The sequence below is a fragment of the Actinokineospora xionganensis genome, from assembly GCF_014323725.1.
In the GTDB taxonomy this organism is placed as follows: Bacteria; Actinomycetota; Actinomycetes; order Mycobacteriales; family Pseudonocardiaceae; genus Actinokineospora; species Actinokineospora xionganensis.
Genome location: NZ_JABVED010000008.1, coordinates 48,106 through 67,091, shown reverse-complemented (window position 1 = coordinate 67,091; position 18,986 = coordinate 48,106). Strand labels below are relative to the sequence as shown.

17 protein-coding genes are annotated in these 18,986 nt (G+C 70.0%); 14 read left to right on the top strand and 3 right to left on the bottom strand.

Annotated features, from left to right (window positions below):
* Nucleotides 1–56 precede the first annotated feature (56 nt).
* Nucleotides 57–848 carry a hypothetical protein gene (locus GPZ80_RS15500; protein WP_312880351.1) on the bottom strand — a complete coding sequence of 264 codons (792 nt, stop codon included), beginning with the start codon at nucleotides 846–848 and terminating at the stop codon, nucleotides 57–59.
* 546 nt (nucleotides 849–1,394) lie between these two features.
* On the opposite strand from GPZ80_RS15500, the gene aspS reads away from it, so the two are divergent.
* The 6 genes from aspS (at nucleotide 1,395) to GPZ80_RS15470 (ending at nucleotide 8,783) form a co-directional block, all read left to right on the top strand.
* Nucleotides 1,395–3,215: an aspartate--tRNA ligase gene (gene aspS / locus GPZ80_RS15495; RefSeq protein WP_187221071.1), complete on the top strand. Its 1,821-nt coding sequence runs from the start codon at nucleotides 1,395–1,397 to the stop codon at nucleotides 3,213–3,215.
* Nucleotides 3,216–4,157 (top strand): DUF389 domain-containing protein, encoded by a 942-nt coding sequence (locus tag GPZ80_RS15490; protein ID WP_187221070.1) that lies wholly within the window; start codon nucleotides 3,216–3,218, stop codon nucleotides 4,155–4,157. It abuts the gene before it with no gap.
* Nucleotides 4,158–4,323: 166 nt separating this feature from the next.
* The gene (locus GPZ80_RS15485) at nucleotides 4,324–5,538 is read left to right on the top strand and encodes a hypothetical protein (RefSeq protein ID WP_187221069.1); all 1,215 of its coding nucleotides are present in this window, start codon (nucleotides 4,324–4,326) and stop codon (nucleotides 5,536–5,538) included.
* A 263-nt stretch (nucleotides 5,539–5,801) separates the two neighbouring features.
* On the top strand, nucleotides 5,802–6,614 hold the full coding sequence (locus GPZ80_RS15480) for an SGNH/GDSL hydrolase family protein (RefSeq protein WP_312880349.1): 813 nt from the start codon (nucleotides 5,802–5,804) through the stop codon (nucleotides 6,612–6,614).
* Nucleotides 6,615–6,623: 9 nt separating this feature from the next.
* Nucleotides 6,624–7,721 carry a pyridoxal-phosphate-dependent aminotransferase family protein gene (locus tag GPZ80_RS15475; protein ID WP_187221068.1) on the top strand — a complete coding sequence of 366 codons (1,098 nt, stop codon included), beginning with the start codon at nucleotides 6,624–6,626 and terminating at the stop codon, nucleotides 7,719–7,721.
* Between the two features lie 12 nt (nucleotides 7,722–7,733).
* Nucleotides 7,734–8,783, top strand: coding sequence for a zinc-dependent alcohol dehydrogenase family protein (locus GPZ80_RS15470; RefSeq protein WP_187221067.1), 1,050 nt, complete (start codon nucleotides 7,734–7,736; stop codon nucleotides 8,781–8,783).
* On the opposite strand, the gene GPZ80_RS15465 is transcribed toward GPZ80_RS15470, so the two are convergent.
* Nucleotides 8,761–9,363, bottom strand: a complete 603-nt coding sequence (locus tag GPZ80_RS15465) for a TIGR03086 family metal-binding protein (RefSeq protein ID WP_187221066.1) — start codon at nucleotides 9,361–9,363, stop codon at nucleotides 8,761–8,763. The genes GPZ80_RS15470 and GPZ80_RS15465 overlap by 23 nt on opposite strands.
* A gap of 82 nt (nucleotides 9,364–9,445) precedes the next feature.
* Between GPZ80_RS15465 and GPZ80_RS15460 the strand changes: the two genes are divergently transcribed.
* On the top strand, nucleotides 9,446–10,390 hold the full coding sequence (locus GPZ80_RS15460; RefSeq protein WP_187221065.1) for a helix-turn-helix transcriptional regulator: 945 nt from the start codon (nucleotides 9,446–9,448) through the stop codon (nucleotides 10,388–10,390).
* Here the strand turns inward: GPZ80_RS15460 and GPZ80_RS15455 are convergent.
* On the bottom strand, nucleotides 10,366–10,983 hold the full coding sequence (locus GPZ80_RS15455; protein ID WP_187221064.1) for a uridine kinase family protein: 618 nt from the start codon (nucleotides 10,981–10,983) through the stop codon (nucleotides 10,366–10,368). The genes GPZ80_RS15460 and GPZ80_RS15455 overlap by 25 nt on opposite strands.
* 44 nt (nucleotides 10,984–11,027) lie before the next feature.
* Between GPZ80_RS15455 and GPZ80_RS15450 the strand changes: the two genes are divergently transcribed.
* From GPZ80_RS15450 to GPZ80_RS15420, 7 genes are all read left to right on the top strand, one after another.
* Nucleotides 11,028–12,365 (top strand): replication-associated recombination protein A, encoded by a 1,338-nt coding sequence (locus GPZ80_RS15450; RefSeq protein ID WP_376771682.1) that lies wholly within the window; start codon nucleotides 11,028–11,030, stop codon nucleotides 12,363–12,365.
* Between the two features lie 246 nt (nucleotides 12,366–12,611).
* Nucleotides 12,612–13,019 (top strand): DUF948 domain-containing protein, encoded by a 408-nt coding sequence (locus GPZ80_RS15445; protein WP_187221063.1) that lies wholly within the window; start codon nucleotides 12,612–12,614, stop codon nucleotides 13,017–13,019.
* On the top strand, nucleotides 13,016–13,291 hold the full coding sequence (locus GPZ80_RS15440; RefSeq protein ID WP_187221062.1) for a hypothetical protein: 276 nt from the start codon (nucleotides 13,016–13,018) through the stop codon (nucleotides 13,289–13,291). Before GPZ80_RS15445 ends, GPZ80_RS15440 begins: the two co-directional genes overlap by 4 nt.
* Before the next feature lie 67 nt (nucleotides 13,292–13,358).
* A complete protein-coding gene (gene alaS, locus GPZ80_RS15435) occupies nucleotides 13,359–16,022 on the top strand; it encodes an alanine--tRNA ligase (RefSeq protein WP_187221061.1) in 2,664 nt (887 codons plus the stop codon).
* Nucleotides 16,019–16,510 carry a Holliday junction resolvase RuvX gene (ruvX, locus tag GPZ80_RS15430; RefSeq protein WP_091380795.1) on the top strand — a complete coding sequence of 164 codons (492 nt, stop codon included), beginning with the start codon at nucleotides 16,019–16,021 and terminating at the stop codon, nucleotides 16,508–16,510. Before alaS ends, ruvX begins: the two co-directional genes overlap by 4 nt.
* Nucleotides 16,507–17,730, top strand: a complete 1,224-nt coding sequence (mltG, locus tag GPZ80_RS15425) for an endolytic transglycosylase MltG (protein ID WP_187221060.1) — start codon at nucleotides 16,507–16,509, stop codon at nucleotides 17,728–17,730. The genes ruvX and mltG overlap by 4 nt, the downstream gene beginning before the upstream one ends.
* Nucleotides 17,720–18,556 (top strand): shikimate dehydrogenase, encoded by an 837-nt coding sequence (locus GPZ80_RS15420; protein ID WP_187221059.1) that lies wholly within the window; start codon nucleotides 17,720–17,722, stop codon nucleotides 18,554–18,556. Before mltG ends, GPZ80_RS15420 begins: the two co-directional genes overlap by 11 nt.
* Nucleotides 18,557–18,986 lie beyond the last annotated feature (430 nt).

Sequence of the window (18,986 nt, the reverse complement as noted above, 5' to 3'; positions counted from 1 at the left end):
AATCCGCACTTGTCGCACGGTAGGTGACCAACACCTTGAATTTCCGGGGAGGCGGACTAGTCCGGCCACTCCCAGCGGACACAGAGGATCCCGGGACCGAAGTCCAGGGCCACCGTGTGCGCCTTCCCGTCGGGCGTGCACTCCAGCTTGCGTCGGTTCGTCACATGGTCGTCGCTGTCGACGGTGTACTGCTCGAGGTACGCGGGCAGCGCGGCCGGGTCGAAGCGCAGTTCGAGGACGAACTCGCGCACCGGCGTGGTGAACTTGCGGCAGTAGCTGTCGTCGCCACGGGAGTACGGCGGGCCGGGGTGCTTCAGTTCGTATTCGACGATCGCCGTCTCACCGCGGCTCAGCGGTTGGTCCAGCAGGAACTCCGCGGCGACCAGGCCCGCGCCCGCGTCCTGGGCGGATCGGCCCAGTCGGCAGCTCTCACCGGCGGTGATCGTCGGGAACGGCCTGCCTGGCCGCTCCAGGTCGTAGACCATCACGGTCCGGTCCGCGCCATCGTGTTCGGCGCGGAAGACCTGGCGGATGTTGATCGACTTCTCGCCGCGGTCGGCCGCGATCACCATGCGGTCGTGCTGGCTGAGCTTGGTCATGGCGGCGTCGGTCGTGAAGTCGATGCGCTTGAGCAACTGCGAGACGGGCTCGCTGTTGCCCCATAGCGCCTCGACGGTCAGTCTCGACGACTCGCGGTTGACTCGGCCACGCGGGCGGGGCGGTCCGAGCAGGGCGATAAGCGACCCGGTCGGCACGCACAGCACGTCTTCGAGATGGCCGAGAGCGGCGAGTGACTCGGCGCGCTCGGGCCTGCGTCTTCCCGACTGCCAGTAGCTTAGTGCCGTCACGCTGATCGAGACTCCGCGTGCCCGCAGTCGGTACTGAATACGGTCCAGACTGAGACCGCTGGCCTGGATCGCAGACCGCAGTGCCGTGGGGAACGCGTCAGCCGCCAAAGAATCCGGCTCGGCCGTCATCGCATGGCGGACACTCCCGTTCTGGTGAAGTTCACGAACTGGCTCGCGGGTGATACCGCTACCCATGTTCACTCCCTGGGTTACCCCTTACGCCCTGGTGGTCACAGTACGTCGTAGGCGTCCCCATTGGTAGCCACAGTGTTAATTCGTGGGTAACCGTTTCGCTGCCTTCAGTGACTAGATAGGCCTATTGGTCCCACTACTATGCATCCGAATGGGTTAATATCTGCCACTGAACGGTTGACTACGATGGTCGCGCGCCATAGCGCTCTGTTGACTGCTAAGGCAGTCAAGTCCCAGGTGGAAACCTGCTCGACAGAACCAGGCGCCCATTGGCTAGCCTGACCTCTACACATGCTGCCCCGGTCGAAAATTCGCCTGGCGGCGTCCCACCATCTGGACAGGAGCGCGTCACCCGTGATCCGCACGCACGAGGCCGGAACACTCCGCGCCGAGCACGCTGGGCAGACCATCACCCTGAGCGGCTGGGTGGCCCGCAGGCGCGATCACGGCGGCGTGATCTTCATCGATCTCCGCGACGGCTCCGGCGTGGCCCAGGTCGTCTTCCGCGAGGGCGAGATGGCCGAGCGCGCACACCGCCTGCGCGCGGAGTTCTGCGTCAAGGTCGTCGGCGAGGTCGCCGCGCGCCCCGAGGGCAACGACAACCCGGAACTTCCGACCGGCGCCATCGAGGTCCTCGCGACCGAACTCGTGGTGCTCAGCGAGTCCGCGCCGCTGCCCTTCCCGCTCGACGACAACGTCACCGTCGGCGAAGAGGTGCGCCTGCGCCACCGCTACCTCGACCTGCGCCGCAGCGGCCCGGCCCGCGCGATGCGCATGCGCAGCGAGGCCAACCGCATCGCGCGCACGGTCCTGCACGAGGAGAACTTCCTCGAGATCGAGACCCCGACGCTGACCCGCTCCACCCCCGAGGGAGCCCGCGACTTCCTCGTCCCGGCCCGGCTGGCCCCCGGCTCCTGGTACGCGCTGCCGCAGTCCCCGCAGCTGTTCAAGCAGCTGCTCATGGTCGGCGGCATGGAGCGGTACTACCAGCTCGCCCGCTGCTACCGCGACGAGGACTTCCGCGCCGACCGGCAGCCGGAGTTCACCCAGCTCGACATCGAGATGTCCTTCGTCGAGCAGGACGACGTCATCGCCCTCGGCGAGCGGATCATCTCCGCGCTGTGGAAGGAACTGGCGGACTACGAGATCCCCAAGCCCATCCAGCGCATCCCGTACCTGGAGTCGATGGCCCGCTACGGCACCGACAAGCCCGACCTGCGCTTCGACCTCGAGCTCACCGAGCTGACCGAGTTCTTCGCCGACACCCCGTTCCGCGTGTTCCAGGCGCCGTACGTCGGCTCCGTGGTCATGCCGGGCGGCGCGAGCCAGCCCCGCAAGCAGCTCGACGCCTGGCAGGAGTGGGCCAAGCAGCGCGGCGCCCGTGGCCTGGGCTACGTGCTGGTCAACGAGGACGGCACGCTCGGCGGCCCGGTCGCCAAGAACCTGTCCGACGCCGAGCGTGAGGGCCTGGCCAAGGCCGCGGGCGCCGAGCCGGGCGACTGCATCTTCTTCGGCGCGGGCGTCAAGTCCGAGGCGCGGGCCCTGCTGGGCGCCGCCCGCCTGGAGATCGGCAAGCGCTGCGGTCTGATCGACGAGTCGGCCTGGTCGTTCGTCTGGGTCGTCGACGCCCCGCTGTTCGAGGAGGCCTCCGCCGCGGTCAACGCCGGCGACGTCGCGGTCGGCTCCGGCCAGTGGACGGCCGTGCACCACGCCTTCACCTCGCCGAACCCCGAGTGGATCGACCGCTTCGAGGAAGACCCGGGCAACGCCCTGGCCTACGCCTACGACATGGTCTGCAACGGCAACGAGATCGGCGGCGGCTCGATCCGTATCCACAGCAAGACCGTGCAGGAGCGCGTCTTCAAGATGATGGGCATCAGCGAGGAGGACGCGCGGGAGAAGTTCGGCTTCCTGCTCGACGCCTTCGCCTACGGCCCACCCCCGCACGGCGGCATCGCCTACGGCTGGGACCGCATCGTGGCCCTGCTCGCCGGTGAGCCGTCGATCCGCGAGGTCATCGCCTTCCCGAAGTCCGGCGGCGGCTACGACCCGCTGACGGCCGCGCCCGCGCCGATCACCCCGGAGCAGCGCAAGGAGGCGGGCGTCGACTTCAAAATCGTGGACAAGCCCGCGAAGGCGGAGACTCTTCAGGCAGGCAAGCCCGAAGAGGCGTAAGTGCTCCATCTTCGGGCGGTCTGTCCGCCCGAGACCAGCAAGGCCGCGCTCGACGTGCTGCAAGAGCACGTCGGCGCGACCCATGTCGTGCTGTTCCCGGGCGCCGCGATCCAGCCCGCGGGTGATGTCATCGAGGCCGACATCGCCCGCGAGGCGGCGGACGAGATCCTGGCCGTGTTCTGCGCGCTGGGCGTCGACCACACCGGGGGAATCACCCTCGACGTGATCGACACCGTGATGTCCGACGCCGCCGACCTCGCCGAGCACGCCTCGCCCGGCGAGGCGGCGGACGCGGTGGTGTGGGAGGAACTGGTCGCCCGCACCGGCGAGGAGTCCCGTCTCAACGTCACCTACCTGGCCTTTCTCATCATCGCGTGTCTGCTCGCCGCCGTTGGCGTGATCACCGACTCGCCGATCACGATCGTCGGCGCGATGGTGGTCGGACCGGAGTTCGGGCCGCTCGCCGCGATCGCTGTCGGACTGGTCCGCGGGCGGTGGGACCTCGTGCGGCGCGCGAGCCTGGCGCTGGGACTGGGCTTCGTGGTGGCCATCGCGGTCACCGCGGCCGGCACGTGGCTGGGGTGGACGGCCGGGCTGTTCGACGCGAGCGTCATCGTGGGCGACCACCAGGTCGACTTCGTCTACAAGGTCGGGCCGTGGTCGCTGATCGTGGCCGTGCTGGCGGGCGCCGCGGGCATGCTGTCGATGACGTCGGCGAAGTCCGCGGCCCTGGTCGGCGTGTTCATCTCGGTCACCACCGTCCCCGCCGCGGGCTACATCGCGGTCGCGGCGATCCTCGGCGAATGGCAGAAGGTGCTCGACTCGGCCGGTCAGCTGACGATCAACCTGCTGGGCATCGTGCTGGCCGCCTCGGCGGTGCTCATGGTGCGCCGGAGCAGGCGATTCGCCGACGACGCGGCACGCCCGCTATCGCCTGGCTGAGTTTTAAACCTAGGTCTCACGCTCTGGGAGCACGACACCCGTTCTGGCTTCGCGCCGTGATTTCTCGACCGCCCCCTCCCTCTGGATCGTCGCGTACCACTACGGTCCTCGGGGACACCCAAGGCCCGGTCTTGGGGACCTACGATCGGGAGTAGGGTCAGAGGAGATGAGTGTGGAGATCGCCGCCGACCCACCGGAGACAAACGACACCGTGACGTCACCGGACCAGCAGGCGGAGGTACTGGCGACCGTCGTCGCAGCGGAGTCAGTGCTCACCAAGCGGTTCGGGGCCCGGATCCAGCTCGGCGAGCCAGAGGACCTCGGCGGCAGCGAACGCTCCATCGTCTTACGCGTGAAGGTGGCGTCGAGCCCCTTCTCCCTCCCGCGAACCCTCGCCGTCAAGCGCTACGTCCAGCCGCCGGGCACCACGCCGCGCGACAGCTGGATCCGCGAGGCCGTGAGCTACCAGCTCTTCACCGCGCTGACCGCCGAAGACCGCATGTGCCCGGAGCTGTTCGCCCACGACGGCGACAGCCGCCTGCTGGTCATGGAAGATCTGGGCCGCGCCCCGACCCTCGCGGGCAAGTTGCACGGCACCGACGCGCGCGCCGCCGAGGGCGCGCTGCTGTCCTGGGCCCGCTCACTGGGCCGCCTGCACGCCACGACAGCGGGTCGTGAAGCCGACTTCGACGCCCTGCTGCGCAGGCAGAGCCCTCCGAGCGCCAAGGACCCCCTGGCCGAACACGGCCCCACCGCCGTGGCAGCCCTACCCGCTTTGCTCGCCGCGGAGTTCGGCGTCGAGACAACCCCCGCCGCCGCCGAGTTCGCCCAGGGCACCGTCGCGCTGCTGGACAACAGCAGGCACCGAGCGTTCAGCCCGTCGGACTCCTGCCCCGACAACAACCTGATCACCAACCGCGGCGTCCGTTTCCTCGACTTCGAGGGCGGTTGCGTCCGAAACATGATGTTCGACGCCGCCTACCTGACGGTCCCGTTCCCGTCCTGCTGGTGCGCCTACGCGCTGCCCCCCGGCATGACCGACGCCATGCTGGCCGCCTGGCGGGCGGAGGTCCGAGTCATGTGGCCGGACCTGGACGACGACGAGGTGTTGCTCCCCAGGCTGCTGGACGCCCAGGTCTTCTGGGTCTGGTTGACGACGTGGCAGTACCTGACCGTTCCGGACATCGACCAACTCGGGTCCGGCGGAGCGGTGGACACCCCACACCAGAGCGAGGTTTTGGTGGCCCGCTGGGCAGACCTGGCAAAGGCAGCCAAACGAGCAGGCGCAACCGCCATCGCAGACCACGCCGAAACCGTGGCGGTGGCGATGAGGACACGGTTCGGCGACGGAACCTTGGACCTCTACCCAGCGTTCCGTTAGGCGAGCGGTCCCACGACATTCAAGCGCCCACCAACCTGAACTTCGCGGTGCGGGGCAGTTTCCTCACCCTGCCCGCTTTACCCGAGCAGGTCCCTCTCCGGCGTCCCCGAATCAAGGCGAACCACCTAGACAGATCTCATTAGGCACCCCGCACAACAGTTCCGGGCAGCGTGAGCACGAAGCACCGAGACTTCGCTGACACGCCCCTCCACGGACACCCCAACCTCACCGCCCGTGCGCGAGCACCCCCGATTGTTGACCTCGTGACAGCGGTGGCGATTTCCACGGCTTGGACGGCGAACAGGCTCGCCGTTCTCGGTGACTCGACGACCTTCGGCGTAGGCGACCCTCTCCCCAGAGGCGGCTGGCGCGGTGTCGGCCCCCTCCTGGGCAAGGCCCTAGGCGCCCAAGTCGACAACTTCTCCTTCACCGGCGCGCGCATAGCGTGCGTCCACGACCGGCAACTCCCGGCCGCGCTCAAAGCAAGGCCGGACACGGCCATCGTGATCGCCGGGATGAACGACACCCTCCGGTCGGACTTCGACCCAGAACAGATGCGCGCACACCTCATCCGCGTGGTGACCGCGCTCAACGGTCAGGGCGCGATGGTCCTGCTCGCCCGCTACCACGACCACAGCCGTGTGTTCCGTCTTCCCGGTTCGCTGCGCCGCGCCCTCAAGGACCGCATCGACCGCCTCAACGAGGTGATCGACGACGTCGTCGCCGAGACCGGCGCCCCCTGCCTGGACCTTGACCGCATGCCCGGCGCGTACGGCCCCGATGTCTGGGCGGTCGACCGGCTGCACCCCTCCGAGTTGGGCCACCGCATGCTCGCCGCCGGTTTCGGCGACCTGCTGGAAACCGCGGGTTGCGCCGTGCCGAACCCGGTCAGCCTGGTCTGCGAGGGCGGCAGGCCCGCCAACAAGGTCGAACACTTCGCGTGGCTGATCATCAAGGGCATCCCGTGGCTGTGGCGGCGCGGCCGCGACCTCGTGCCCTACGCCACCGGGATCATGGTGCGCTCCCTGCTGGGCCGCGCCGAGCCCGTACCGGCGGAGGCCCCGGCGCGTCCGTAAGGTGCAGGCATGGCACTGGTTGACCGTGTACTGCTCGGACCCGGACCGTCGAACCCGTACCCGGAGGCGACCGCCGCGCTCGGCGCGCCGCTGCTCGGGCACCTCGACCCGGCGTTCCTGCGCGTGCTCGACGAGACATGCGCGCGCTTGCGGGTCGTGTGGGGCACCCAGAACGCCCGCACCCTGCCCCTGTCGGGCACCGGCTCGATCGGCATGGAGGCCGCGTTCGCGAACTTCGTCCGGCCCGGCGACGTGGTTGTGGTGGCGGTGAACGGGCTCTTCGGTGAGCGGATGGTCGACGTCGCCGGTCGCTACGGCGGCGAGGTCGTGCGGGTCGATCACGAATGGGGACAGCCCGTCGACGTCGAGCGGGTCCTCGCCGCGCATCCCGCGCCCACGATGGTCGCCGCGGTGCACGCGGAGACCTCGACCGGCGTGCGCAGCGACATCGGCACCCTCGCCGTCGCGGTGCACACGCGCGACCCGGGTGCGCTCGTGGTCGCCGACTGCGTGACCTCGCTGGCCGGTATCCCGGTCAGCATCGACCACTGGGGTGTGGACGTCGCCTACTCCGGCACCCAGAAGTGCCTCGGCGTCGCGCCGGGTCTGGCGCCGTTCACGGTGTCCGAGCGCGCGTGGGAGCGGCGCCTGCCGAAGCCGCCTACCTGGTATTTGGACTTGAACCTGATCGGCGCTTACGTCGACGGAAGCAACGGCGGACGGACTTATCATCACACCGCGCCGGTGGCCATGATCGCGTCGCTGCACGCCGCGCTCGGGCGGGTGCTGGAGGAAGGCTTGGAGGCGGTCTTCGAGCGGCACCGGGTCGCGGGGGAGCGGCTGCGGGAAGGACTCGGCGAGCTCGGCTTGGAGCTGTTCGCCGCCGAAGGCCACCGGCTTCCGGAGCTGACGACCGTGCGCGTCCCGGACGGCGTCGACTCCGCCAAGATCCGGCACATCCTGCTCTCGGAATACAACCTGGAAATAGGCGCGGGTGCGGGCGCGTTCGCCACCAGTGTGTGGCGCATCGGCTTGATGGGCCACAACGCCCGGCTCGACCGGGTGGAACTCGTCCTCGGCGCGCTGCGCCGGGTCCTCGGCCGATAGGAGTTCGGATAGATGCGTGCGACGGTCCTGCATGGTCCTGGTGACATCCGGCTCGAGGACGTGGCCGAACCCGCCTTGCGCAACCCGACCGACGCGATCGTCCGCGTCGTCGCGGCGTGCGTCTGCGGCTCGGACCTGTGGGGCTACCGCGGGGTCTCGCCGACCGAGAGGCCGCGCCGCATCGGCCACGAGTACGTCGGGATCGTCGAGGAAGTCGGCTCCGAGGTCCGAACGGTCAAGGCGGGCGACTTCGTGATCGCTCCCTTCGCGGTCAGCGACGGCGACTGCGTGCACTGCCGCAACGGCGTCTACACCTCCTGCCTGCGCGGCGGTTATTGGGGAAGCACCGACAAGGCGGGCGACCCGATCGATGGCGCGCAGGCGCAGTACGTCGTCTCCCCGTTCGCCGACGGCACGCTCGTCGCCACCGCAGGCGTGCCCGACGAGAGCCTCCTGACGAGCATGCTGAGCCTGTCCGACGTCATGGGCACCGGCCACCACGCCGCGATCGCCGCCGGGGTCGGGCCGGGCGACACGGTGGCCGTCGTCGGCGACGGCGCGGTCGGCCTGTGCGCGGTCCTCGCCGCCAACCGCCTGGGCGCGCAACGGATCATCGTCATGTCCCGCCATGGCGCCCGCCAGCGGGTGGCGAAGGAGTTCGGCGCCAACGACGTCGTCACCGAGCGCGGCGACGAGGGCGCCGCGAAGGTGATCGAGCTGCTCGGCGGCATCGGCGCGGACGCCGTCCTGGAATGCGTGGGCACCAAGGAATCCATGCGGCAGGCGCTCGACTCGGTCCGCCCCGGGGGCCGCGTGGGCTACGTCGGCGTCCCCGCGGGCGGCCCGGAGCTTCCCGTCGGTCAGATGTTCGGCAACAACATCGCTGTCGCCGGCGGTGTGGCGCCGGTTCGGGGATATATCAGCGAACTGCTCGCGGACGTGCTCGACGGGAAGATCAACCCCGGGTTGGTCTTCGACGCGGAGTACTCGCTGGACCGGGTCGCCGAGGCGTACACCGCGATGGACGCCCGAGAGGTGATCAAGCCCCTGCTGCGACCGTGACCTCGCGGCCGAGGTAGCGAAGCAGCCGGGTCTCCGCGCTGTCGCCTGCCTCGGTCGCGCCGGCGGCGGCGAACGCGCCCCACTGCCTCAGCGGCTCGACGATCGCGTGCGCCACCTCAAGCAACTCGACGCACAACGGCTCGCTCAGCGGCGACGGCCTGCCCGTCGCGACGGCGATGTCCCACGCGTGCACCGCCGCGTCCATCGCGCACGCGCCCGCCGCCACCGCGATCGGCAACTCGCCGTGGGGGAGGGGCGTCGGCGCGGTGTCCGAGTCGGTTCGCGCCCAGGCCTCGGCCGTGCGCTCCACGGCGTCCCGGACCAGGGCGACCGGGCTGCCGTCGACCGACCCGGACGGGGCGAACGGGTCGAAGTCCGGCCCGCTGCCGAAACCGAGGGTGGACGCGTAAGCCAGCTGGTCGCCCGCCGCGTGCTGCACGACCTGCGTGACCGTCCACTGCGAACACGGAGTCGGCAGCGTCCACTGGTCGTCGCCGACGCCCGCGACGGCGGCTTCGAGGATCCGGTGGGACTCGGCAAGGGTCTGGCGCCAGGTGAGTCGCGGGGCGGTGTTCGTCATGGTCGTTCCTCTCGCTGTTCGGGCTGTACCTGAAGCCTAAAGCCGTATTAGGCTGCTTTCGTTCCTAATTGAACGGAGGACCGTGGCGGAGACCGCGACCAGACTGCTGCGCCTGTTGTCCCTGTTGCAGGACCAGCGGGCGCGAACCGGCCGTGACCTGGCCGATCACCTCGGCGTCACCGACCGCACGCTCCGCCACGACATCGCGCGACTGCGCGAACTCGGTTACCCCATCCACGCTGAGCGCGGCTCCATCGGCGGCTACCGCCTCGGCCAGGGCGCCACCATGCCGCCGCTGCTGCTCGATGACGACGAAGCCGTGGCGGTCGCGGTCGCGATCGGCCTCGCCGAGGAGGGGGCGACGGGCATCGCCGACATCAGGGAGAGCACGTCCCGGGCGCTGGCCAAGCTCACCCAGATCATGCCCAAACGCTTGCAGCGCAAGGTGAAAGCTCTCCGGAACGCCACCGCGGTCGGCCCGGCGGTCACGGGCTCGCGCGAGCCCGACGCCCCGGTCGCCGCCGCGGTCCTCGACACCATCGCCGCCGCCGTGCGCGACGGCAAGACCCTGCGGATAGGCGGCACCGAGGTCGAGCCGTACCGCCTGATCAGCTGGCAGCGCCGGTGGTACCTCGTCGCCTACGACCTCGACGATCACACGTGGCGCGCCCTACCGGTGACGACGGCGGTCCCCGGCGAACGCCGCTTCGCACCCCGACTGCTGCCCGACGACGACCTGGTCGCGTTCGTGCTTCGCGAGATCGCCTCGACGGGCTGGAAAGTCCACGCCCGGATCACGGTCCTTGCCCCCGCCTCGGTGGTCGTCGCGCGGATCAACCCCACCGTCGGGATCGTGGAAGCCGTCGATGAACACACCAGCGTCCTGGTGACGGGCGCGGACACCCTGGAGACCATCGCGATCTACGTCGGCATGCTGGGAATGGACTTCCGGCTCGACGGCCCCCCGGAACTGGTCGAGCACGTACGGGTGCTGGGACAGCGCTATCTCGCCGCCGTGCGGCCTTGAACCGATCGCGACAACTCCTCCAACAGCCGCAACACCTCAGCCGACGTCCGCCGCCGCATCCCCGCCGACTCACACCGCCGAACAACCGCCGCGTGCTCGCGCCACAGCCGCAACCCGCGCCGCACCAGGACGTGCGTCGCCTTCCGGGACTCCGCCACATCCCGCACCAGCCGTCGTGCGAACGTCCGTCCACCGGTCGGCGCGAGCACCACGGCTTCGGCGAGCACACCCGCGGCGCGGCAGCCCTCGACGATCCGGTCCGCGAACAGACCCTCCGCGACGAACACCGGGGAACCGGCGAGGTCGAGGTCGTAGCCACCGATCCGCCGGTCCGCCCCAAGCTCGTAGTGCGGCGCGTGTATCTTCCCCGTCGTGGCGAGCCGAACGATCGCGTCGAGCGCGTCCGCGGCGTGCCAGGCGGCGGGCAGATCCCAGTCGACCCGGCCGGTCGCGTCGCGGGGGAGCAGTGGGTCGTCGCCCTCGCGGTAGAAGTCGTCCAGACGCAGGACCGGGACACCAGCCCGGGCCGCCAACGTCGATTTCCCAGAGCCCGAAGGGCCCGCGAGCAGCACGACACGCGCAGACGGGGTCACGGCTGGAAATTGTCGCACGCGCGGAACGGGTAGCGTCGATACCTGTGGAACAGGAGTTCGATCTGGATCTGTTCGCCGCGCCCACCGCCTCGGCGCGGCGCCCGAACGCGCCCCTCGCCGTGCGGATGCGCCCGGCGACCCTCGACGAGGTGGTCGGCCAAGACCACCTCCTCGGCCCCGGCGCCCCGCTGCGCAGGCTCGTCGAAGGTGCCGCCCCGGCATCGATCCTGCTCTACGGCCCGCCCGGCACCGGAAAGACGACGCTGGCCACCCTGGTCTCCTCCGCGATCGGCCGCCGCTTCGTCGCCCTGTCGGCGCTGTCCGCCGGCGTCAAAGAGGTGCGCGCGGTCATCGACGACGCGAAACGCAGGCTCAGCCACTCCGGCGAGTCCACGGTCCTGTTCATCGACGAGGTGCACCGCTTCTCCCGCACCCAGCAGGACGCCCTCCTCGGCGCCGTCGAAGACCGCATCGTCCTGCTCGTCGCCGCGACCACCGAGAACCCCTTCTTCTCCGTCGTGTCCCCGCTCCTGTCGCGCTCCCTGGTGCTGCAGCTGCAGCCGCTCACCGACACCGACCTGCGCGACCTCATCCGCCGCGCGATCGCCGACGAACGCGGCCTCGCGGGCGCTGTCACCCTCGATCCCGACGCCGAGGACCACCTCGTCCGCCTCGCGAGCGGCGACGCCCGCCGCGCCCTGACCGCGCTGGAAGCCGCCGCCGACACGGCCGTCGCCACCCGGGACGGCTCGATCGACCTGGCCACCGTCGAGGCGACCGTCGACAAGGCGGCGGTGCGCTACGACCGCTCCGGCGACCAGCACTACGACGTCATCAGCGCGTTCATCAAGTCCATCCGCGGCTCCGACGTGGACGCCGCGCTGCACTATCTGGCCCGGATGATCGAGGCGGGGGAGGACGCGCGCTTCATCGCCCGCAGGCTCGTCGTGCACGCCAGCGAGGACATCGGCATGGCCGACCCGACGGCCCTGTTGACCGCCACCGCCGCCGCCCAGGCCGTGCAGCTCATCGGCATGCCGGAGGCCCGGCTGGCACTCGCCCAGGCCACGGTGCACCTGGCCACGGCGCCGAAGTCCAACGCCGTCATCAACGCCATCGACAGCGCCATGGCCGACGTCCGCGCGGGCGGCGCGGGCCTGGTCCCCGCCCACCTGCGCGACGGGCACTACCAGGGCGCCAAGAAGCTCGGCAACGCCACCGGCTACCGCTACCCCCACGACGTCCCCGACGGCGTCCTCACCCAGCAGTACCCGCCGGAGGAACTAGTCGGCCGCGACTACTACGAACCCACCGCCCGCGGCGCCGAACGCCAACTCGCCGACCGCGTCCCCAAGCTGCGCAGAGTCATCCGCGGCGACTGAGCGCGCACCAAGCGGTCCAGCTCGGCTGGTCATCCGATGTCCCGGCCGGTCAGACCCGACGTGGCGTGATCACCCTGGATAAAGAAGTGCCGCCCGGCGCAAAGGCGCTTACCGTTTCCGTCACCCATGTTCTCGGTTTCGGTGCGCCGAGCGGCGGGATCACCGTCTGTGGTGTGCCTGTCCCGAGGTGAAGCCCGGGGCGCGGTAGCCTGACGCCGATCAAAACCCCGTTGACGAGGAGGGCCCGTGACAGCAGGGCAGATCGCCGCGCTGATCGCCGCAGGCGCGTTCGTGCTGCTGGTAGTGCTGCTGGGCATCATGCTGTTCAAGCTTGGGCGCACGCTGGACGAGGCCACCATCGCGATCCGCAAGGCGCACGAGAACAGCGACCCGCTCTTCAACGGCGCGAACACCACGCTGACGCACGTCAACGCCCAGCTCGAGCGGGTCGACGGCATCACCTCGAACGCCCAGGCCGTCACCGGCAACGTCTCCGCCCTGACCTCGGTGTTCACCGCCACGCTCGGCGGTCCCCTGGTCAAGTTCGCCGCGGTGTCCTACGGCGTGAGCAAGGCGATCAAGGCCCGCCGCCGTGCCAAGGGTGAGATCGAGGGCAAGCACTCCCGCCGCAAGCGCAAGGGAGTCCGCGCATGAAGCGGATCTTCTGGCTCGGCCTCGGCGTCGCCACCGGTGTCGCCCTGTCCCGCAAGGCCAAGCAGACCGCGCACGCGGTGACCCCCGCGGGCATCGCGGGCAACGTCGGCGACGCCGTGCGTGAGCTCGCGGGCGCCATCGGCGCCTTCGGCGCGGACGTGCGCGCGGGCATGGTCGAACGCGAAGAGGAACTCACCGACGTCGTCGAGCGCCGCTCCGGTGTCCGCCCGGGCGCCCGACCCGCCGCGCGAGCGCGCAGGGCGAACGGCTGAGCCGAGCCTTCGCCGTTCGCCGCGCCGACCGCCCGTCGAACCCACTGATTCCCTAGGAACCAAGACCGTGCAGACCCACGAGATCTCCAAGCGCTTCACCGAGTACTTCGTCGCCAACGACCACACCAAGGTCGCCAGCGCGTCGCTGATCCTCGAAGACCCCAACCTGCTGTTCGTCAACGCGGGGATGGTGCAGTTCAAGCCGTACTTCCTCGGCGACGCCCCGGCCCCGTACCCGCGCGCCACCAGCGTGCAGAAGTGCGTGCGCACCGGCGACATCGACGAGGTCGGCAAGACGACCCGCCACAACACGTTCTTCCAGATGGCGGGCAACTTCTCCTTCGGCGACTACTTCAAGGCCGGGGCGATCGAGCACGCCTGGACGCTGCTGACCAACAGCGTCGCCGACGGCGGCTACGGCTTCGACCCGGACCGCCTCTGGGCGACGGTCTACAACGACGACGACGAAGCCCTCGAGCTGTGGCAGAAGATCGCCGGCCTGCCGCTGGACCGCATCCAGCGCCGCGGCGGCGAGGACAACTACTGGGACATGGGCGTGCCCGGCCCCGGGGGCCCCTGCTCGGAGATCTACTACGACCGCGGCCCCGAGCACGGCCGCGACGGTGGGCCCGAGGCCGACGAGGACCGCTACCTCGAAATCTGGAACCTCGTCTTCATGCAGGACGAGCGCGGCGAGCTGAGCCCGAAGAAGGGCCACCCGCCGGTCGGCTCGCTGCCGCGCAAAAACATCGACACCGGCATGGGCATCGAGCGCGTCGCCTACCTGCTCCAAGGCGTCGACAACGTCTACGAGACCGACCTGGTCCGCCCGGTGATCAGCAAGGCCGAGGAGATGTCCGGCCGCCGCTACGGCGCGGGCAACGCCGTCGACGACGTGCGCTTCCGCGTCATCGCCGACCACGCCCGTTCCGGCATGATGATCATCGGCGACGGTGTCACCCCCGGCAACGAGGCCCGCGGCTACGTCCTGCGCCGCCTGCTGCGCCGCATCGTGCGCTCCGTGCGCCTGCTCGGCGTGCAGGAGCCGGTGCTCGGCGAGTTCGCCAAGGTCGTGCGCGACACCATGTCCCCGTCCTACCCCGACCTCGCGAGCGACTTCGCGCGGATCGAGTCGGTCATGCGCAAGGAAGAGGAGACCTTCCTCGCGACCCTGGTCAGCGGGTCGAAGATCTTCGACCTCGCCGCGGACAAGATCAAGGCCGAGGGTCGCGCGATGCTGCCCGGCGACCAGGCCTTCCAGCTGCACGACACCTACGGCTTCCCGATCGACCTGACCCTGGAGATGGCCGCCGAGAAGGGGCTGTCGGTCGACGAGAACGGCTTCCGCGAGCTGATGGCCCAGCAGCGCGCCCGCGCCAAGGCCGACGCCGCTTCGCGTAAGACCGGCCACGGCGACCAGTCCGTCTACCGCGACCTCCTCGCGCTCGGCGGCACCGAGTTCACCGGCTACACCGACCTCGCGTCCGAGTCCGTCATCCGCGGCCTGGTCCTCGACGGCAAGCGCGTCAGCGGCGCGGCCGAGGGCGACATCGTCGAGGTCGTGCTCGACCGCACCCCGCTCTACGCGGAGTCCGGCGGCCAGGAGAGCGACGCCGGGACGATCACCGGCGAGGGTGTCGAGATGGAGGTCCTCGACGTCCAGAAGATCGCCCGCAAGCTGTGGGTCCACCAGGTGCGCGTGCGCAGCGGCGAGGTCCGCGAAGGCCAGCACGTGGAAGCCCAGGTCGACCAGGAATGGCGCATCGGCGCACGTCAGGGCCACTCCGGCACCCACGTCGTGCACGCCGCGCTGCGTCAGGTGCTCGGCCCGACCGCGCTGCAGAGCGGGTCGTACAACAAGCCCGGCTACCTGCGGCTCGACTTCGCCTGGTCCGGTGGGCTCTCCGAGGAGACCAAGAGCGAGATCGAGGAGGTCTCCAACCTCGCCGTCCGCAAGGACCTGCCGGTCCGCGTGGTCTACACCGACATGGGCGGCGCGCAGGAGATGGGCGCGGTCGCGCTGTTCGGCGAGACCTACGACGAGCAGGTCCGCGTGGTCGAGATCGGCGGGCCGTGGTCGCGCGAGCTGTGCGGTGGCACGCACGTCGAGCACTCCTCGCAGATCGGCCCGATCACCGTGCTCGGCGAGTCCTCGGTCGGCTCCGGCAGCAGGCGCCTGGAGGCCTACGTCGGCATGGACGCCATGCGCTACCTCGCCAAGGAGCGCGCCCTGGTCCAGAACCTCGCCTCGATGCTTAAAGTGCCCGATAACGAGGTGCCCGCACGTGTGGAAGCGCTCATCGAGCGGCTGCGCGGCGCGGAGAAGGAGCTGGAGCGGCTCCGCGCGGGACAACTGCTCGCCTCGGCGGGCACCCTCGTCGACCAGGCACAGGACATCGGCGGGACCGCGCTGATCGCGCTCAAGGTGCCCGACGGCGTCGGCGGCAACGACCTGCGCTCCCTCGCGGGCGAGGTCCGCAACCGGCTCGGCTCCCGGCCCGGCGTGGTCGCGCTGTTCTCCGTGGTCGACGGCAAGGTCGCCTTCGTCGTGGCCACCACGTCCGCCGCGCGGGACAACGGGCTCGCCGCGGGCAAGCTCGTCCCGTCGTTCGCCGCGGCCATCGACGCGCGCGGTGGCGGCAAGCCCGACCTCGCCCAAGGTGGCGGCGCGAACGCCGACGGTATCGGCGAGGCGGTGAACGCCCTGCGCAGGGCGTTGGGCGGATCGTGACTCCCGCATTCGACCGGCCGGGAACCGACGACCCAGGACGTGGCCGCAGGCTCGCCGTGGACGTCGGTTCCGTCCGGGTCGGGGTCGCTGTGAGCGATCCGGGTCCGATCCTCGCCACACCGCTCGTTACGCTGTCTCGGGACGAACGGTCGGGTGGGGACCTCGACCGGCTCACCGAGCTCGTCGCCGAGCACGAGGTGGTCGAAGTGGTGGTCGGATTGCCGAGGACGCTGGCCTCGCGGCACGGCGCGGCGGCCGAAAGCGCGCACGCGTACGCCACGGAGCTGGCGCGGCGGATCGCGCCGGTCCCGGTGCGGCTCGCCGACGAGCGGCTGACCACGGTGTCCGCGTCACGCATGCTCAGCAAGCAGGGGGTCAAGGGCAAACGCCAGCGAGCGGTGGTGGACCAGGCGGCGGCAGTGGAGATCCTGCAGTCGTGGCTAGACGCCCGGTCCGCGGCACTCGCTCGATCCGCGGAGGACTCATGACCGACGATCTCGGTTTGTTCGAGGAACGCCCCAGCCGGGAGCGACCACGACGGCCCACCGCCGCTTCGGCGGCCGCGCGCAGGGCCAAGCAACTGCGAAAGAAGCGCCGCAACCGGCTCGCCGTGTTCGGTATCGTCGTGGCGCTGCTGATCGGCGGCGGTGTGTGGTTCGGCTTCCGCCAGCTCTCGGGCCTCGGCGGCTACGACGACTTCTCCGGCGCGGGCGAGCGTGACGTCATCTTCGAGGTCAAGGGCGGCGACTCCACGGGAGCCATCGCCGGGCGGCTGGCCGAGGACGGCATCGTCGCGAGCGGCAAGGCGTTCCTTGCGGCGGCGCAGAAGGAAACGAAGGTCCGGTCGATCCAGCCCGGCTACTACGTGATGCGGACGAAGATCTCGGGCGAGGCGGCGGTCCAGAAGATCGTCACACCCACCTCGAAGGTCGGGCACCTGCAGATCAGGGCCGGTACCCAGCTCGACGACCTGGCCAACGGCGCGACCGTCGTCCCCGGCATCATCTCGCAGCTGTCCGCCGCTTCGTGCGCGACGCTGGACGGCAAGAAGACCTGCGTGCCGGTCGAGGAGCTGCTCAAGGTCGCCGAGACGGGTGACCTGAAGGCCCTCGGTGTCCCCGAGTGGGCGATCCCCGACGCCTCCCGCGCGCCGGAGCCCAAGCGCAGGCTCGAAGGCCTGATCGCCCCGGACGTCTACGACGTCAAGCCGGGGTCGACCGCCGAGGAGCTGTGGACGAAGCTCGTCACCGAGTCGTCGGCGCGGCTGCAGAGCTACGGGATGCCGAAGCTGGCCGAGAGCACCGGGTTCACGCCGTACCAGGTCCTGGTCATCGCCTCCCTGATCGAGCGCGAGGCCATCGAGGCGGACTTCAAGAAGGTCTCCAGGGTCACGTACAACCGGCTCGTCAAGGCGATGGAGCTGAAGTACGACTCGACGATCAACTACGTGCTGACCCGCCCCGCGATCACGACGAGGGCCGAGGACCGCGCGACGCCCGGGCCGTACAACAGCTACCTCAACACGGGACTCACCCCGACCCCGATCGCGGCGGCCAGCAAGGCGGCCCTGGCGGCGGCGGCGAACCCGGCCGAGGGCACGTGGCTGTTCTTCGTGAAGTGCCAGAAGAACGGCACCTCCTGCTTCGGCGACACCTACGCCCAACACGAGGACAACATCAAGCAGGCCAAGGCCAACGGTGCGTACTGACCGACGTGCGGCCGTCCTCGGCTCACCTGTCGATCACTCGCTCTCCCCGGTGCTGCACAACGCCGCCTACGCGGCGCTCGGCCTGACCGATTGGACCTACGAACGAATCGAGTGCGACGAAGCCCGCCTGCCGGGCTTGGTCGCGTCGATGGGCCCGGAGTGGGCGGGCCTGTCGGTCACCATGCCCGGAAAGCACGCGGCGTTGACCTTCGCCACGACGGCCACCGCCCGTGCGCTCGCGGTCGGCGCCGCGAACACGTTGATCCACCGCCCCGACGGAACCTGGCACGCCGACTGCACCGACATCGACGGTGTGACCGGAGCCCTCCGTGCCGCGGGATACGAGGCTGGCCCCACAGCGGTCGTCCTCGGCGCGGGGGGCACGGCCCGCGCCGCCCTGGCGGGTCTGAGGGAACTCGGCGTCGAAGAGGTGACTCTCGTCGTCCGCGATCCAGCGCGCGCTACCGATGCGATCGCTTGCGCCGCAGGGCTTTCGTTGGCACTGCGGTTGGCCGACTGGTCCACAGTGGACCTCGCGGACCTGGCGAGGTCGGCCGCGGTTGTCGTCAACACCGCCCCCGCCTCGGCCGTCGCGCCACTGGCTCGGGCCATGGCGCAGGCGCCGTGCGTCTTGGACGTCATCTACCACCCGTGGCCCACGCCGGTGGCCAAAGCGGTGTCAGCGGCAGGCGGCAGACTCGCGACCGGCCTCGACATGCTGCTGCACCAGGCTTTCACGCAGGTGGAGCACTTCACTGGACACCCCGCACCCCGCCTCGAAATGCGCGACGCGCTGCGAATGGCCACGGGCGGCGTACTGCTGTAGCCCGGTCACCGGCGCTTGATCATGCCGCTGACCGTCGGCACGGTGGGATTACGAATTGTTTTCGTTACATGGGGGTGTACCAATGGTTGGATTTATTCCCAGCGGTCTCATGATCGCCGTAATGGCTTGCGTCATGGGGTTCGCCACCGCCGGAACTGTCGGTGCCACCACGTATTCGCAGGCTTCGAGCAGTGGTGGTGTCGGTCCCTCGGCTCACGCGGAATTCCGGGAGGACGGCGTCCGCATTCGGACCGGCCCCGGCATTGATGACGGGATCGTGGGGCTGGGATACCGCAGTCGCGGTGTCACCGCGCACTGTTTCACGGCGCCACAACCGAATTCCGCTTGGTACAGGATCGCCAACAATACGATCGGTCGCCGCTGCTGGGTGGCTTCTTCCATGATCCTCGTCGAGGACTCGCTTTCGCCG